Source organism: Micromonospora gifhornensis (assembly GCF_016863515.1).
In the GTDB taxonomy this organism is placed as follows: domain Bacteria; phylum Actinomycetota; class Actinomycetes; order Mycobacteriales; family Micromonosporaceae; genus Micromonospora; species Micromonospora gifhornensis.
In genome coordinates, this window is record NZ_BOPA01000041.1 from 32192 (window position 1) to 47768 (window position 15577).

13 protein-coding genes are annotated in these 15577 nt (G+C 71.2%); 8 read left to right on the plus strand and 5 right to left on the minus strand.

Annotated features, from left to right (window positions below; all coding sequences use genetic code 11):
- Positions 1-36 precede the first annotated feature (36 nt).
- Together mycP and Vgi01_RS25605 are read left to right on the plus strand one after the other, a co-directional pair.
- Positions 37-1296 carry a type VII secretion-associated serine protease mycosin gene (gene mycP / locus Vgi01_RS25600; RefSeq protein ID WP_204292769.1) on the plus strand — a complete coding sequence of 420 codons (1260 nt, stop codon included), beginning with the start codon at positions 37-39 and terminating at the stop codon, positions 1294-1296.
- 27 nt (positions 1297-1323) lie between these two features.
- Positions 1324-1785 carry a hypothetical protein gene (locus Vgi01_RS25605; protein WP_204292770.1) on the plus strand — a complete coding sequence of 154 codons (462 nt, stop codon included), beginning with the start codon at positions 1324-1326 and terminating at the stop codon, positions 1783-1785.
- Positions 1786-1803: 18 nt separating this feature from the next.
- Here Vgi01_RS25605 and Vgi01_RS25610 read toward each other — a convergent pair whose 3' ends face one another.
- Genes Vgi01_RS25610 through Vgi01_RS25620 form a run of 3 tightly spaced genes read right to left on the minus strand, consistent with a single transcriptional unit; the run spans position 1804 to position 3952 of the window.
- A complete protein-coding gene (locus Vgi01_RS25610; RefSeq protein WP_204292771.1) occupies positions 1804-3090 on the minus strand; it encodes an SseB family protein in 1287 nt (428 codons plus the stop codon).
- Positions 3087-3572, minus strand: coding sequence for an SUKH-3 domain-containing protein (locus tag Vgi01_RS25615; RefSeq protein ID WP_204292772.1), 486 nt, complete (start codon positions 3570-3572; stop codon positions 3087-3089). Before Vgi01_RS25615 ends, Vgi01_RS25610 begins: the two co-directional genes overlap by 4 nt.
- Positions 3569-3952, minus strand: a complete 384-nt coding sequence (locus Vgi01_RS25620) for a YwqJ-related putative deaminase (RefSeq protein ID WP_102659057.1) — start codon at positions 3950-3952, stop codon at positions 3569-3571. Before Vgi01_RS25620 ends, Vgi01_RS25615 begins: the two co-directional genes overlap by 4 nt.
- A 141-nt stretch (positions 3953-4093) precedes the next feature.
- Between Vgi01_RS25620 and Vgi01_RS25625 the strand changes: the two genes are divergently transcribed.
- The 6 genes from Vgi01_RS25625 to Vgi01_RS25650 all read left to right on the plus strand — a co-directional run bounded on the left by Vgi01_RS25625 (position 4094) and on the right by Vgi01_RS25650 (position 14234).
- A complete protein-coding gene (locus Vgi01_RS25625) occupies positions 4094-5773 on the plus strand; it encodes a right-handed parallel beta-helix repeat-containing protein (protein WP_204292773.1) in 1680 nt (559 codons plus the stop codon).
- A 295-nt stretch (positions 5774-6068) separates the two neighbouring features.
- Entirely contained in the window at positions 6069-7370 is a 1302-nt protein-coding gene (gene eccE / locus Vgi01_RS25630; protein WP_204292774.1) for a type VII secretion protein EccE, read from the plus strand.
- Positions 7367-8059 (plus strand): hypothetical protein, encoded by a 693-nt coding sequence (locus tag Vgi01_RS25635; protein WP_043722296.1) that lies wholly within the window; start codon positions 7367-7369, stop codon positions 8057-8059. Before eccE ends, Vgi01_RS25635 begins: the two co-directional genes overlap by 4 nt.
- A 184-nt stretch (positions 8060-8243) precedes the next feature.
- Positions 8244-12419, plus strand: coding sequence for an ExeM/NucH family extracellular endonuclease (locus Vgi01_RS25640; RefSeq protein ID WP_239089151.1), 4176 nt, complete (start codon positions 8244-8246; stop codon positions 12417-12419).
- Between the two features lie 73 nt (positions 12420-12492).
- Positions 12493-13125 (plus strand): hypothetical protein, encoded by a 633-nt coding sequence (locus tag Vgi01_RS25645; protein WP_204292775.1) that lies wholly within the window; start codon positions 12493-12495, stop codon positions 13123-13125.
- A 65-nt stretch (positions 13126-13190) separates the two neighbouring features.
- Positions 13191-14234: a WxL protein peptidoglycan domain-containing protein gene (locus Vgi01_RS25650; RefSeq protein WP_204292776.1), complete on the plus strand. Its 1044-nt coding sequence runs from the start codon at positions 13191-13193 to the stop codon at positions 14232-14234.
- A gap of 8 nt (positions 14235-14242) precedes the next feature.
- On the opposite strand, the gene Vgi01_RS25655 is transcribed toward Vgi01_RS25650, so the two are convergent.
- Positions 14243-14821 (minus strand): hypothetical protein, encoded by a 579-nt coding sequence (locus Vgi01_RS25655; RefSeq protein ID WP_204292777.1) that lies wholly within the window; start codon positions 14819-14821, stop codon positions 14243-14245.
- Between the two features lie 114 nt (positions 14822-14935).
- Positions 14936-15544 carry a TetR/AcrR family transcriptional regulator gene (locus tag Vgi01_RS25660; RefSeq protein WP_102659064.1) on the minus strand — a complete coding sequence of 203 codons (609 nt, stop codon included), beginning with the start codon at positions 15542-15544 and terminating at the stop codon, positions 14936-14938.
- Between the last annotated feature and the right edge of the window lie 33 nt (positions 15545-15577).

Sequence of the window (15577 nt, forward strand, 5' to 3'; positions counted from 1 at the left end):
CGCGACGAACGAACCACAAAGGAAGGTAGGACGGGCATGCGTGTCCTCACCCGACCGACTGCCGTCCTGGCGCTCAGCACCGTGAGTGCCCTGGCGGTGCTGACCCTGCCCGCGGCACCGGCCCTGGCGGATTCCACCCGCGACAACTCGTGGCACGTCAAGGCCCTGGAGTTGCCCGAGCTGCACAAGATCACCCAGGGCGAGGGTGTCGTGGTGGCGGTGGTGGACACCGGGGTCGACGCGAAACACCGGGACCTGAAGAACAACCTGCTGCCCGGCGCGGATCTCTACGACGACGACACCAAGGGTGGCGTCGACCGGGTGGGCCACGGCACCGGGATGGCGTCGCTGATCGCCGGGCACGGACATGGGCCGGGCGGCGGCGACGGGGTGCTCGGCGTCGCGCCGAAGGCCAAGATCCTGCCGGTGACGATCAAGAGTGAGCGGAGCCCGCTGATCGCACCCACGGCGCTCGCCGCCGGGATCAACTGGGCGGTCGACAACGGCGCGGACATCATCAACGTGTCGCTGGGCAGCAGCTTCAACGAGGAACTGGACCGCGCGGTCGCTCGGGCGTACCAGCGCAACGTGGTGGTGGTCGCCGCCGTGGGCAACCGCGAGGACATGATCATCAGCAACCCGGCCCGGCACCCGGCCACGATCGCCGTCAACGGCACCGACCGCAAGGGCGTCATCAGCAAGGAGGCCGCCCTGCCGGCCGAAGAGGTGAGCATCGCCGCGCCGGGTGAAGACATCGTCCAGGCCGCACCTGGCGACAAGTACGTCACCTCGCTCGGCAGCAGCAGCAGCGCCGCGCTCGTCTCGGGTGCCATGGCCCTGGTCAAGTCCAAGTACCCGGACCTGAACGCGTACGAGCTGTTCGAGCGGCTGCTGGAGACCGCCCGGGACGCCGGTGACCCCGGCCGGGACCTGGACTACGGGTGGGGCGTGCTCGACCTGCGCACGGCACTGACCGGTGAGCCCGACGGCCGGGCCAGCCCACGGGCCAGTGCCCCACCGTCGGCCCAACTCGAACCGTGGCAGGTCAACCCTCGCGAACGCGAGGACGGCATCCTGATCTTCGTGTGGGCCGCCATCCTCGTCGTGCTCGTCGGCGGGGGCGTCGCCACCGTCTGGATGCTGCGCGACCGGTCGCGGCGTCGACAGGCCGCACTCGCCGACGACCACGACCACGAGCCCGTGCCGGTGGGAACCGCTCTCGGCGATGGGCCGCCGAACGACCCGGGCCAGCCTGCGGAGACCACGGACGACGTCTGGCGGCGGCCTCCCGGCTGAGCCATCGGACCTCAGGAGGTCACACCCATGTCGACCACCCCGACCGGAGCGTCTCCGCCGCCGCCCGGTCGACGGCCGATCGTCGTCACGCTTGCCGTCGTCCTGATGGTGCCGTCGATCGTGACCTGGCTGATCGCCGGCATCGCCTTCTTCCGGGCGATGCTTGCCGCCGAGGGCACCGGGCTGGGTCGCGTCCTGGTGGTCGGCATCGGCGCGGGGGTGCTCGCGATCGCGCTGCTGATGGTGCTGCTCGCCGCGCTCGGGATACTCATGGCGTGGACCGGTGACAGCGCACAGGGGCTGGCCGTGCCGGCAGGCTTCACCTTCGGGTTGTTCGTCGTCGTCATCGTCGTACTGCTGGTGCAGGGCAAACTGACCTTCGAGCCGACGATGGTCACCCCACTTGTCGTGGGCGGGCTGGCCGGCGTGGCACTGGCCCTGGTCAAGAGCCCGCCGGCACGCGCCTGGTTCGCCGGCCGACGGCGCTGACCCCGACGTCCAGGCCGGTCAGGCGGATGACCAGCGGCGGGCGGTGGCGTCGAAGCGGGCCAGGAACTCGTCCCGGCCGTCCTGGTGCAGGCAGCGCAGTTCGGTACCGTCCGGGACGGCCAACGACTCCATGCGCGGCTGCCCCTGGCCCCACTCCGGCGGCGTGCTCTCGTCGGGCGGCCAGCGCAGCACGGCCACCCACTCGTCCGACTCCTCGAAGGGCGAGCCCGGGCCGAGCAGTCCCAGCCGCCGGTAGAGCCGGACCGGGGTGTCCCGCCCGGGGCCGTACCAGGCGTGCACCAGGCCGGCCGCGCGGTCGTACCCGTCGTCGAGATAGGACGCGAGGTAGCGGTGCGGGATGACCAGTTGCAGCCGCAGCGGGACGTCCGGATCGGGGCCCTCGTCGACGTTGTCGACCGTCGGCTCCGCCGCTGGGCGGGGCGCAGGTACGCCCACCGTCGAGGGGTCGGCGTACGCGGCGCTCACCCGCCGGGTCCGCTCCTGCTCGGCGGCGTCGTCGAGGACGTGACGCAGCTCGCCGAGCCAGTCACGTAGGGTCAGCACCGCCTCGCCGGGCAGCGCCGCGGCCAGCGGTGTCTCCGGGTTGAGCGACAACTGCCAGGAGGCGTCCGGCCAGTGTTCGGTGAGCTGGAGACTGCTGACCGCCACCAGGTCGTGATCGCCGAGCGCCTGCCGCAGCCGGGCCTCCGAGGTGAACACCGGCAGGCTCGGCCGGCCCTGCTCGTCCGGCAGACACCACCAGGGGAAATCGGGATCCCCGAGGTCACGGGTCGCCGGCCCGTCGGGCCGCAGGGGGAGCAGGAGTTCGGTCCGCAGCAGCGCGGACATCAGGGCGTCCGGATCCTGTTGGCGGACCGCCTCCCGCAGCGGCCGTTCCGCCTCGACCAGGGCGGCGGCGAGGCTGGTGAGTTCGTCGGCGGTCAGCCGTACGGCGATGGGCAGGCCGGCGTTCACGGCCAGCATCCAGCGCTCGTCGGGCCAGTCGACGGCGAGGTCGGTCAGCACCGACACCCGGTAGGTGACGTCCTGGCCGGGCAGCCCGGCGGCGATCGCCGCCGGAGACGTGTAAGCCATCACGTGGGTGACGCCCTCGTGGTGCCCCGTCGGCCAGGGCACCGGCGTTCCGGCGGTCGCCGCCGCCGGCACCGGCAGCAGTAACGGCCCGGAGGCGAGCGCGGCGAGGAATGCCGTGTCGTCCTCCTGCTCGGCGGCGGCCAGCAGCTCGCGTTCGGTGACGGTGGTCGGTTGCCAGCCGGTGGCGGTGATCGGTTGCGGGTCGGTCACCAGCTGCCGTCCTCGCGTACCCGGGACGGTTGGCGGCCGAGCAGCAGCGTGCCGAGCGCCTCGTCGACACTCTCCCCGAGGAACCAGTCACCCGTGTGATCAAGCACGAACACCCGGCCCTGCTCGTCGATGGCGAGGATGCCGGTGCCGTCACCCTCCTCACCGAGCGGACTGAGCGGTGCCCCGGTCACCGAGGCCAACTCCGCAAGCGTTTCCACGCAATGGCGGACCCGGAACGGGTCGAGGTGGATGTCGCTCGGCGCGATCTGCTCACCCTCACCCTGCGGGTGCAGCCGCAACCCACCGAACTCGGCGTACGCCTGCACCGCGGCAGTCGTCATGACGTGCTGGCGGCCGTCGGGGGTGGCGTCGGCGGCGATGCGCAGCGCCCACTCGCGGGCCCGCTCCTCGTCGCGCCGTCCGGGTGACCAGCCGGCAGCGGCGAGGATCTCGGCCACCTGGGGCGGAAAGCGCTCGGTCATGTCAACGCCTCCATACCGCACCAGTCCAGCAGGGCGGCGCACGATCGGCAGGGCGGCTGGACCTCGCCGTGCCGCGGGTCGCCCTCCTCCCGTACCCGGGTCAGTCGCACCTTCGCCCCCCACAGCAGCGCGCGGGCCCGGGCGGCGTCGACCGGCGGCCCGTCCGCCTCGGCGGCGTACAGCCGGTCGGATATCAGCACCGGCTCGGCGCACCAGCCGGTGAACCGCTCCCGTTGCCCGACCGGCAGCCCGTGCAGGAACCGCCGGACGATCGGATGCAACTCCGGTGCCGTCCGGCCGCGTACGGAGGTGTGCGTGTGGATGGTCCCGTCGACCAGCAGTGCACCCGCCACCAGCGGCAGCGTCCGCAGCTCGGTCATCCGTCCCCCCGCAGTCGAGAGTGTCCCGGCACCAGAAGTCGACCAGGGCGCCCGACGCAGCCTAGCGAGCGGGGCTCCATGGCATGGACCGGCTGGGATATCGTCGGCCCAACCCCTCATCGCCGTACGAAGCCCGGAGTCATGACGCGCACCCTTCTCGTCGCCCCGGATCAGCCCGGCGCCTACCCCTCCATCGGGGAGGCTCTGGCGGTGGCCGGCGACGACACAGTCGTCTCGGTCAGCCCTGGCACCTACTACGAGGCGCTGTTCGTCAACGACCGTGCGGTCACCGTCGTCGCCGCGCAGGGCGTCGGAACGGTCACCATCGACGCCTCCTCCGGGGCGTACCCGACGGTTTCCTGCAACTCGGGTCGGCTGGAGTTGCGCGACCTCGTGCTCAAGGCGGGCGACGCGCCGGTGGTGGTGGGCGACCGGGCCACGCTCACCATGAGCGGCTGCGAACTGAGCGCCGGCTTCGGTGCGGCCATCCAGGTGGCCGGCCGCTCCGAGTTCACCCTGACCCGCTGCCGGGTCACCGGCGGGCGGTACGGCCTGGTCGTCGAGGACTCCGACGGCACCGTCGAGGGCTGCGAGTTCGCCGACCTCAGCGAGGACGGCATCATCGTGCGCATCGGGGCCGCCCCGACGATCCGCACCAGCACGGTGACCCGCTGCGGCAACCGAGGCATCTACATCTACCAGTACGGTCGGCCGACGATCGAGGCCTGCGACATCTCCCAGACCGGGCACGCCGGGGTGGCGGTGGTGCACCAGAGCGTCCCCGTGCTGCGGCGCTGCCGGATCCGGGACACGCGTGGGCCGGCGATCTCCTTCGCCCGTGGCTGCCAGGGCACGGTAGAGGAGTGCACCACCGAGAACACCGCCCAGCCGGCGATCGAGGTCGCCGAGGGGGCCGCGCCGACCATCGTGGAGGGTACGGCGAGCCGGAAGGCGACCTACGGTGCGGACGCCGCGCGGGCCGCCACCCCGCAGGACACCGCCCGGGTGGACAAGCTGCTGGCCGAGTTGGAACAGATGGTCGGCCTGGAGTCGGTGAAGGACGAGGTCCGCGCCCTCATCGACGAGATCCAGGTCAACGAGTGGCGACGCAGCGCCGGGCTGCCGGTCGGTGCGGTCAGCCATCACCTCATCTTCGCGGGTGCGCCCGGTACGGGTAAGACCACCGTGGCCCGCATCTACGGTGACCTGCTCGCCGCGTTGGGTGCGCTGCCCGGCGGCCCGTTCCGCGAGGTGTCGCGGCGGGACCTGGTCGGTCAGTACATCGGCCACACCGCCGAGAAGACCGCCGCCGCGTTCGAGCAGGCGCGCGGTGGCGTGCTCTTCGTCGACGAGGCGTACACCCTGTCCCGGTCCTCCGGCAGTGGCGGTGACTTCGGGCAGGAGGCGATCGACACGCTTGTCAAGCTGATGGAGGATCACCGCGACGAGATCGCGGTGATCGCCGCCGGCTACACCGGCGAGATGCTCCAGTTCCTCGACGCCAACCCCGGCCTGGCCTCCCGTTTCGCCAAGACGATCGAGTTCGGCAACTACAGTCCCGACCAGCTCGTCGTCATCGTGGAGCGGATGGCCGGTGGCGACGAGTACCTGCTCGCCGAGGGCGTGACCGACGTGCTCCGGGAGCACTTCGGCACGATCGAGCGGGACCAGAACTTCGGCAACGCCCGCGAGGCCCGCAAGCTGTTCGAGGGCGTACGCAAGGCGCAGGCGCAGCGGCTGCGCCAGTCCGGCCAGCGACCCAGTCTCGACGAGTTGCGTACCGTGACCGTAGCCGACGTGCGTACCGCGATCGGCCGTTGATCATGTCGGGCCGGTCAGGGAGGGGCGCGCGGTGACTCATCCGGGCGCGGCGCGACCGGGGGATCCGGGTTGGCAGCATCAGCCGGAGGACACGGCACCGCCGGCACAGCGCGCTGTCCCTCCACAGCAGACCGGCGTTCCGGCACAGCGAGCGGTCCCTGCGCAGCAGACCGGCGTTCCGGCACCCACGGTCGGTGGGACCGCGGGACAGGCCTGGGCCACCCAGCGGGGACAGGGCCGGGCGACGGTCGGCACCGCGTACCGAAGCCAGGCCGCCACCCCGACGTCGGCCGCCGTGTCGACGGCCCAGGCCGCCCAAGCGGCCCAGGCGGCCCAAGCAGCGCAGGCGGCCCAAGCAGCGCAGGCGGCGCAGGTCGCCCCGGCCGCTCGGACTGCGGCGACCGACGCCGCGCCGCCGGCAGATCAGGCACAGCCCACGGCAGCGACCGCCCCGGTGGTACGCCCCTACCGGCGACCGTTGCGCATCGCCGGCATCCACGTCGCTCAGCTGGTCGCCTGGCAGGCCGGCGCGGCGGGGGTGCTGGCCGCGGCCGGGCACGGCACCCTGCTGACCGTCGGGGTCGGCGCTGCGGTGCTGCTGCTGCTCGCCCCGACCGTGCTGCGCTACCGCGGTCGGTGGATGTACCAGTGGTTGATCCTCTGGTGGGGTTATCGGCGTCGCCGCCGGCAGCTCGCCGCGACGGGGCCGGACACCCGGTGGCAGTTGCTCACCCATCTTGAGAACAGCGTCGAGCTCGAACAGGTCGAGATCGACGACCAACCCGCCGTGCTGCTGACCCACCGGGGTGGGCTCAGCGCCGTGCTGGAGGTCGACCCGACCGAGGGTGCCCTGCTGGTGGGCTCTCCGCAGTCCCTGCCACCCCCGGTGTCACTGCTTCCGGCGACCGATCCCCAGGCGCCACCGGTGACGGTGCAGGTGTTGATCCAGGTCACCCCGGCACCCCGGGTGCGCGCGGCGGCGGTGGAGCGGGCGTACCGCGAGCTGACCGAGGGCAGTGTGCCCGCCAGCCGGCAGGCGTGGGTGGTGCTGCAGGCACCCCGTACCCCCGATTTTCATGCCGACCGTGACCTGCGGCCGGCGCTGACCGCGGCGATCCGCCGGACCCGACGCCAGCTTCGCCAGGATCGGGTGACCGCCCGTCTGCTCAACCGCGACGAGGTGCTGGCCGCCGTCGCCAACCTGACCCATCTGACCGGTGAGCCGGTGGTCGGTGACCGCCCGTTGGCCCGGGAAGGGTGGCGCAGTTGGTCGGCGCAGGGCACTCCGCAGAGCTGCCACCGGCTGCTCGACTGGCCCGACCGGGTCTGGAACGTGGACCCGCTGCTGCGTGGGCTGCCCGCCGCGGCGGCCGTGGTGTCGATCGCGGTGGCCCGGGAACCGGATCGTGGGGGTGCCGACGACGCCGTGGTGGAGGTGGCCTTCCGGTTGATCGGTGCGGACGCCGCCGCCCTGACCGCCGCCGACGCCGCGCTGCACGAGGCGATCCGTGGTCACGGTGGTCGCCTGCAACGACTCGACGGCGAGCATGCCCGGGGCGTCGCCGCCACCCTGCCGCTCGGAGGTTTCCTGCGGTGAACACCGTCTCCTTCCCGGGCAGCCGGATCGGCCTGCACGTCACCGACGGGCCCACGGTGGCCGGCCTGCGCCTGGTTGCCGGCGGGGGCGGGCTGGTGGTGGGCCGCAATCGCCAGCAGGAGCCGGTCGGCCTGCGGCTGTTCCGGGCCGAGCCCACCCGGCTGATGTTGACCGGCGGGGTACGCGCCGCGGAACTGCTCGCCTTCCGGGCCCTGGCGCTCGGTGCCCGGCTGTTCATCCAGACCGCTCGCGAGCAGGAGTGGGACGCCTTCCTGCGCCGCTGCGTCATCGGCCGGGAGATCGCCTCGTTCCTTCCGCCCGGGGTGCCGCCACCGCTGCCGGCGACGCCGACCGAGCCTCAGCTCGTCGTGATCGACACCGGCCCGGTGACCGGGCCGGACACCAACCTGAGCGCGCCGTGGCGGGCGACCCTCGTGGTCCGCGACGACCTGGCCGGCTGGGATGTCGAGGTGCTGGTACGCAGCGACATCGTGGTGCTCCAGCGACTCACCGCGCCCGAGGCGGCCACCGCGGCGAACGCCCTCGGCCTGGTCAGCGTGCAGAGCTGGTTCACCCAGCTCCATCCGGAAATGGTCGGCCTGATCACGAAGGGAAAGGTGCAGTGGGTCATGCTCAGCATGACCGGCACCGAACGGCAACTGATCGGGCCGGTCGCCCGCGGGGGTTGAGCCGCCGGACGGCTCCGGAATTCACTGTCAATATCGCGATTCGCGCACGATCACGCAGGCCAATGCCGTGACGGCTACCGCCTCGTTTCGCGAATAAGTACATCTGGTGGCTCCCGCGCGGACACTTGTGCCGCTTATCCTCCACCGGTCTAACACCCTCGGAGGCCCCGCGGAGGCCCAGCAGATGCAGCTACGAAAAAGCAGGCGGCAACTCACAATCTCGGGCGTACTGGTCACCGCCACCGCGCTCTTATTGGGCAGTGGCACCACCGCTTTCGCCGCGCCCGCGTCAGCTACACCGTTCCTCAGCGAGATCCACTATGACAACGCCGGCACCGACGTCGGCGAGGCGATCGAGATCGAGGCGCCGGTCGGCTTCGACCTGAGCGGCTGGCAGATCGTCCTCTACAACGGCGGAAACGGGGCGGCGTACAACACCCGGACGCTCACCGGCACGGTGCCGGAGTCCGGTGTGGTCGTCGCCGAGTACCCGGTCAACGGCATCCAGAACGGTGATCCCGACGGTGTCGCGCTGGTCTCGCCCAGCAACTCGGTGAGCGAGTTCATCACCTACGGTGGCACCTTCACCGCTGTCGGCGGACCGGCGAACGGCATGGCCGGCACCGACATCGGGGTCAAGGAGTCGAGCAGCACCCCCGTCGGGCACTCGCTCCAGAAGATCGACGGGGTCTGGAAGGCACCGGCTCCGAACAGCTTCGGCGTCCGCAACACCGCTGGCGGCGACCCGGGACCGGGCGACCCGGACGTCGGCTGTGACGTCGCGGTCAGCCACACCATCGCCCAGGTCCAGGGCTCCGGCACCACCACGCCGGTGGCCGGCAGCCGGGTCACCGTCGAGGGCGTCGTCACCGCCGACCACCGCACCGGTGGCTACAACGGCGTGTACGTGCAGACGGCGGGCAGCGGCGGGGAGCGTACGGTCGCCGCCGGCACCGCCTCGGACGGCATCTTCGTCTACCTGACCACGAACACCGCCAACCACCCGGCGGTCACGATCGGTGACCGGGTCCGGGTCAGCGGTACGGCGAGCGAGTTCAACGGGCTCACCCAGCTCAGCACCGCCACCCGTGGCGACGTGCAGGTGTGCGAGCAGGGTGCGCCGCTGCCCGCTCCGGTCCCGGTGGAGCTTCCGCTCACCGACGACGCGCGCGAGTCGGTCGAGTCGATGCTCGTCGCCCCGGTCGGCGCGTACGCCGTCTCCGAGGTCTACAACACCAACCGCTACGGCGAGGTGGCCCTCGCCGCCGGTGACAAGCCGGCGCTGACCCCGACCGATGTGGCTCGGCCCGGCTCGGCGGAGGCCCGCCAGATCGCCGCCGACAACAAGGCCCGCCGCATCCTGCTCGACGACGGCAGGACGACGAACCTGTCCACCGCCGGGCTGCTGCCGCCGTACGTGTCGAAGGACAGCCCGCTGCGGGTCGGCGACTCGGTCGAGGCGTTCGGGCCGTCGGTGCTGTCGTACGCCTTCGAAGAGTGGCGTCTTCAGCCCACCCGCCCGGTCGACGCGGACACCCGTCCGGGCGACCGGACCACCTTCAAGGTCACCAACCCGCGTACCGCCGCCCCGGTCAACGTCGGCGGCGACCTGCGGGTGGCCAGCTTCAACGTGTTGAACTACTTCGTGCACTTCGGTGGCGACGCGCGTGGCGCGGCCAACGAGGCCGCGTTGGCCAAGCAGGAGGCGAAGATCGTTTCGGCGATCAGCGCGCTGGACGCCGACGTGGTCGCACTGGAGGAGATCGAGAACTCGGTCCGGTTCAGCTCCTCGGACCCGCAGCGGGCGCTCAAGCGCCTGGTCGCCGCCCTGAACACGGCGGACGGCGCGGGCACCTGGGACTACGTTCGCACCCCGACCGAGCTGCCGGGCGCCGCCCAGCAGGACTTCATCACCACCGCGATCATCTTCAAGCCGGCCAAGGCGCAGCCCAAGGGCGCGTCGCGGTCGGTGAACGACGAGAGCGTCTGGTTCAACGCCCGCGAGCCGATCGCGCAGACCTTCACCGCCGGGCCGCTCGACTTCGTGGTGGTGGCCAACCACTTCAAGTCCAAGAGCGGTGCCGGTTCCGGCGACAACGCCGACACCGGTGACGGTCAGGGTGGTTGGAACGGTGACCGGGTCCGGCAGGCCACCGCGCTTGCCACCTTCGTGGACCAGGTGAAGGCCGACAGCGACACCGACAACGTGCTGCTGCTGGGTGACTTCAACGCGTACACCCAGGAGGACCCGATGCAGGTCCTCTACGGCAGGGACTACCGCAACCTCAACAACACCGGGAAGACCAGCTACGTCTTCAACGGTGAGTCCGGCTCGCTCGACCACGCGCTGGCCTCGCCGTCGCTTGCCGATCGGGTCACCGGCGTGGACGTGTGGCAGATCAACGCGGTCGAGTCGTACGCCTTCCAGTACGACGGGCTGGCCGCCTTCTACTCACCGGACCCGTACCGGGCCAGCGACCACAACCCGCTTGTCGTCGGGATCAACACCGGGGCCAGCCCGGTCGACCTGCAACTGCTGAGCATCAACGACTTCCACGGCCGACTGGAGTCACCGGCCACCGTGGGTGGTCAGCCGGCCGGTGGGGCGGCTCAGCTCGCCGGGCTGGTGAACCAGTTGCGGGCGCAGAACCCGAACACCGCGTTCGTGTCGGCGGGCGACAACATCGGCGCGTCCACCTTCATCTCGGCGATCGACGACGACAACCCGACGATCGACGCGTTGAACGCGGCCGGCCTGATCGCCTCGGCGGTCGGTAACCACGAGTTCGACAAGGGCATGACCGACCTGACCGGTCGGGTCACCGACCGGGCGGACTTCCCGCTGCTGGGTGCCAACGTGTACCGGGACGACACCCGGGCGCTGCCGGCGTACTCGGTCAGCAGCATCGGTGGTGTCCAGGTCGGCTTCGTCGGTGTGGTCACCGAGCAGACCGGCTCGCTGGTCAGCCCGGACGGCATCGCCGGCATCACCTTCCGCGACCCGGTGGCCGAGGCCAACCTCGTCGCCGGTCAGCTCAAGGACGGCAACCCCGCCAACGGTGAGGCCGACGTGGTGGTGCTGCTCGCCCACGAGGGGGCCGCCACGGAGAACATCGACTCGGCCGAGGCGCTGGCGAACGACCCGGTCTTCGGCAAGTTCACCCGGGTCGACGCCACCATCGACGCCATCTTCAGCGGCCACACCCACCAGCCGTACGCCTTCGAGGTCCCGGTTCCGGGTACCGACAAGCTGCGTCCGGTGGTGCAGGCCGAGGACTACGGCAAGCGGCTGGGCAAGGTCACCCTGACCTTCGACCCGGAGTCGAACTCGGTCACCGCCGCCGACGCCTCGCTCGTCGACGTGGTCGGTGCGCCGCAGGACCCGACGGTGGCCGACATCGTGGCCACCGCCAAGGTGCGGGCGCAGGAGCTGGGCCAGCGGCAGCTGGGCGAGATCACCGCCGACATCCGTCGGGCCTACACCGACGGCAACGAGGACCGGGGCAGGGAGTCGGCGCTCGGCAACTTCATCGCCGACGTGCAGCTCGCCGGCACCTCCGCCCCCGGTCGGGGTGGGGCCCAGATCGCCTTCATGAACCCGGGTGGTCTGCGGGCCGACCTGCTGTACCGCACCGACGGCACGGTGACCTACGCCGACGCCTTCTCCGTCCAGCCGTTCTCCAACGACGTGGTCACCAAGTCCTACACGGGTGCGGAGATCAAGCAGGTGTTGGAGCAGCAGTGGCAGCCGACCGGCGCGTCCCGGCCGGTGCTGTGGCTGGGTGTGTCGAAGGGCTTCAGCTACACCTACGACCCGCAGGCCGAGCGCGGCTCGCGGATCACCTCGATGCAGCTCAACGGTGGACCGATCGACCCGGCGGCCACGTACCGGGTGACGGTGAACTCGTTCCTCGCCTCCGGTGGGGACAACTTCACCACGCTCGGCGGCGGCACCAACCCGGCGACGACCGGCGACAACGACCTCACCATGCTTGTCGACTACCTCGCCGCCAACTCGCCGGTCACCGCCGACACCACGCCCCGCTCCACCATCGGGCAGGGCGGCCCGGCGTGGGAGGTCGAGGTGCAGGCCCGCACCCAGTGCGTCGGCAGCAACGCGTACGTCTCGGTCAGCGCCCGCAACGCCGACGACGTGGCGCTGAGCATCGAACTGGTCACGCCGTACGGGTCGCGCGTCGTCGCCGACGTCGCCCCGGGCAAGACGGCGTACCAGGCGTTCAACAGCCGCGCGAAGACGGTCGCGGCCGGTACCTCGACGGTGAAGATCACCGGTACCGTCAACGGCCAGCCGGCGACGATCCAGGTGGAGTCGGCGTACGCCGCGATCACCTGCGGCTAGTTCTCGTAGGGGTGGCGGCGATCCTGCCGCCACCCCACCCCCCATCGAGCAGATACGCACAACGGAGCAACGCATGCACAGAAGGAACCACCGGCGACTGTTCGCGGCCGCCGCGGCCAGCGCCGTTCTCGCCGGGTCGGTGGCGCTCGCCGCGCCGGCCTCGGCCGAGCCGGTCGACAGCAGCGACGTACGGGTGACCGTCGACATCGAGGAGATCCGCGAGCCGGGTGTCCTCGCCATGACGGTCGCCGCCGACTCGGTCGCGCTTGCCGAGGACGGGTCGACGCTGCTGGTCCGTCAGTTCGTCGGCACCCTGCCGACGGTGACGGTCACCGACACCCGGACCACCGACGAGGTGCCCGAGGGTGCCGCGTGGGCGGTGCTGGGCAGCGCCACCGACTTCGTCGGCGACGCGAATCAGGCGCCGATCGGCGCCGGTCACCTGGGCTGGAAGCCGGAGCTGATCGACGGTGGGGACACCGGTCTGGTCAGCGAGGGTGAAGAGGTCGTCACCGTACTTGACGAGCCGACCCAGCCGGGCAACAACGTGGGTCTGGTCGACCAGGAACTGCTGGTCTCGACCTTCGACTCCGGAGCGGTCGCCGGTGGCGAGTACACCGTCAACGCGAACCTGTTCCTGCGCACCCCGGCGGACGTCGCCGCCGGCAAGTACACCTCGACGCTGACCCTGTCGCTGTTCGAGTAGATCCATCGGGGGGAGCCACCTGGGCGTGGCTCCCCCACCCGCTCCTCCCGCAAAGGAAAACCGCCATGATCCGAACCCCGCTGCGAGCACTGACCCGGATGCTCGCCGTGCTGGCTGTGGTGCTTGCCGTCGTGCCGATCTCGTCGACCGGCGCGATGGCGGAACCGACGAGTCCCGCGGTCACCTGGGCGGTTCAGCCGGCCGACCGCAACGGCCCGGACGGCCGCCGGTTCATCGAACGGACCCTCGACCCCGGCCAGGTGGTGACCGAGCACCTCGCGGTACGGAACTTCAGCGACTCGGCGGTGGTCTTCTCCCTCAAGGCGGCCGACGGATACCTCACCGACAAGGGCCGCTTCAACATGCTGCCCTCGAACGAGAAGTCGGTGGACGGTGGCACCTGGATCACCGTCCAGGAGAAGGTGACAGTCGAGGCCAAGGGTACGAAGGTGGTGCCGTTCACCATCACCGTGCCCGAAGACGCCACCCCCGGCGACCACCCGGCGGGCATCGCGGCGACCGTCACCAGCACCGGCGGCACCGTCGCCGTGGAGAGCCGGGTCGGTTTCCGGGTCATGCTGCGGGCCAGCGGCACGGTCACCGCCAGTGTGGCGATCAGTGACCTCAGCACCACCTACACGCCCTCGTGGAACCCGTTCTCCGCCGGCACTCTCAAGGTCGGCTACACCGCGAAGAACGACGGCAACGTCGCGCTTACCGGCAGCGGAACGGTGTCCGTCGGTGAACTGTTCGGCCTGGTCACGCAGGAAGGCCCGACCCAGGTCACCGAGACGCTGCCCGGCGGCGTACAGGTGGTGGACACCCAGGTCGACGGGGTCTGGGGGCTCGGCCGACTCAAGACCACCGTCTCCGTCACGCCCGCCGTTCAGGGCGGCGACCCGACGGACGCCGAGATCCGACCCGGCACCGCGACCGTCACCACCTGGATCGTGCCCTGGCCGCAACTGGCGCTGCTGCTCCTGCTCGGCCTGCTCGTGCTCGCCTACCGGGTCATCACCCGGCGCCGTCGGCGGCGGCTGGCACAGTTGCTCGCCAGCGCGCGGGAAGAGGGCCGGGCCGAGGGCCGCCGGACCACCCCGGTCGGCTGAGCTGAGCCTCAGCCGGCGCGGAACACGATGGTGTAGCTGAACGACGTGCCGTCGACCTGGTACGCGTAGCAGCCTGGACCGTCGACAGTGGTGGTGCCCGGCAGGTCGGTGTCCGGCCTGGTCAGCACGGCATGGTGGCCGTCGTGGCGGGGTTCGCCGAGGTAGGAGAACTGGGCCGAGGCGGCACCCGGTGCGTCGATGCGTCCCGCGCGTACCAGCACCGGGCCGGTGTAGTCGGCGGCCAGCCAGCGCACCTTCACCGTGTAGCTGCCGTCGGCCTGCCGGTCGCTGGGGCGCAGCGGCAGTGCTCCGCCGCTGAAGTAGTCGGCGATCGGGTGGACCGGGCCGGGCCCCAGCACCCGCTGTGCCTGGCCCGGTTTGCTCCAGCGCTGCGGTTCGGCGGCCGGGCAGGTGCCGTCGGGGGCCACGCTGGGCAGTCGCAGTGGTGGGACGGCGAGGTCGCCGGGGGATGCCGACGGGGAGGGTGCCGTCGGTGACGCTGTCGGGGTGTCCACCGGCGCGCGGTCACAGGCGACCAACGCCGACCCGAGCGCCACGAGAGTCAGCATCCGAACCAGCCGCGTCATCTCCTCAGTATCGACCGCCGTCGGCGTTTCAGCTGTCCCGTGGCGTACGGCCCGATCGACGGTGGCCGCGTACCGGTGCATCTGTTCGCGCCATCGACGCCGCCCCGGCGAAGGTCAGCGCAGGCCGCGCATCAGGTTGTCGACAAGTGTGGCGGCGAACTCCTCGGTGAGTGGCTGGTCCGGAATCAGCAGCCGGTGGTAGCAGGCGCCCCAGAGTTGGTCGACGACGGACTCGGCGTCGATGTCCGGACGCAGCTGTCCTCGGGCCACCGCCCGGGTGAGGGCCTCGACGCCTATCGCGCGACGGGGGACCGAATAGCGCTCGCGGTAGACGGCGGCGAGGTCCGGATCGATCTGCGCCTGCGCGATGAGCTGGCTGACCACCCGACCGGCGGAGGTGTCGGTCATCAGGTGGACGAACGCGGTGAGCTGGCTGGTCAGGTCGGCGACGATGTCACCGGTGTCGGGGAACGCCAGCACCGGGCCGACCACCGCGAAGTAGCCGTCGAGGGCCAACGCACCCTTGGAGGGCCACCATTTGTAGATCGTCATGCGGCTGGCGCCGGCCTGGGCGGCGACCTTCTCGATCGTGAAGCCCGCCATGCCCTCGGCCAGCAGCAGGTTGCCGGCGGCGGTGAGGATCTCGGCGCGTACCTGGTCAGCAGGGCGGCGACCGCGCCCACGCCGACGGGGAGCCTCGTAGTCTGGGGTGAGCTGCGCCACTTTTCCTCCGCTATATGGACGCTGTGTCTACGT

Bases quoted from the DNA above. Each gene is read 5' to 3' on its own strand.
- Vgi01_RS25625 (WP_204292773.1), top strand. From the start codon at position 4,094: ATGACGCGCACCCTTCTCGTCGCCCCGGATCAGCCCGGCGCCTACCCC.
- Vgi01_RS25640 (WP_239089151.1), top strand. From the start codon at position 8,244: ATGCAGCTACGAAAAAGCAGGCGGCAACTCACAATCTCGGGCGTACTG.
- Vgi01_RS25645 (WP_204292775.1), top strand. From the start codon at position 12,493: ATGCACAGAAGGAACCACCGGCGACTGTTCGCGGCCGCCGCGGCCAGC.
- Vgi01_RS25620 (WP_102659057.1), bottom strand. From the start codon at position 3,952: ATGACCGAGCTGCGGACGCTGCCGCTGGTGGCGGGTGCACTGCTGGTC.
- Vgi01_RS25650 (WP_204292776.1), top strand. From the start codon at position 13,191: ATGATCCGAACCCCGCTGCGAGCACTGACCCGGATGCTCGCCGTGCTG.
- Vgi01_RS25605 (WP_204292770.1), top strand. From the start codon at position 1,324: ATGTCGACCACCCCGACCGGAGCGTCTCCGCCGCCGCCCGGTCGACGG.
- Vgi01_RS25655 (WP_204292777.1), bottom strand. From the start codon at position 14,821: ATGACGCGGCTGGTTCGGATGCTGACTCTCGTGGCGCTCGGGTCGGCG.
- Vgi01_RS25615 (WP_204292772.1), bottom strand. From the start codon at position 3,572: ATGACCGAGCGCTTTCCGCCCCAGGTGGCCGAGATCCTCGCCGCTGCC.
- mycP (WP_204292769.1), top strand. From the start codon at position 37: ATGCGTGTCCTCACCCGACCGACTGCCGTCCTGGCGCTCAGCACCGTG.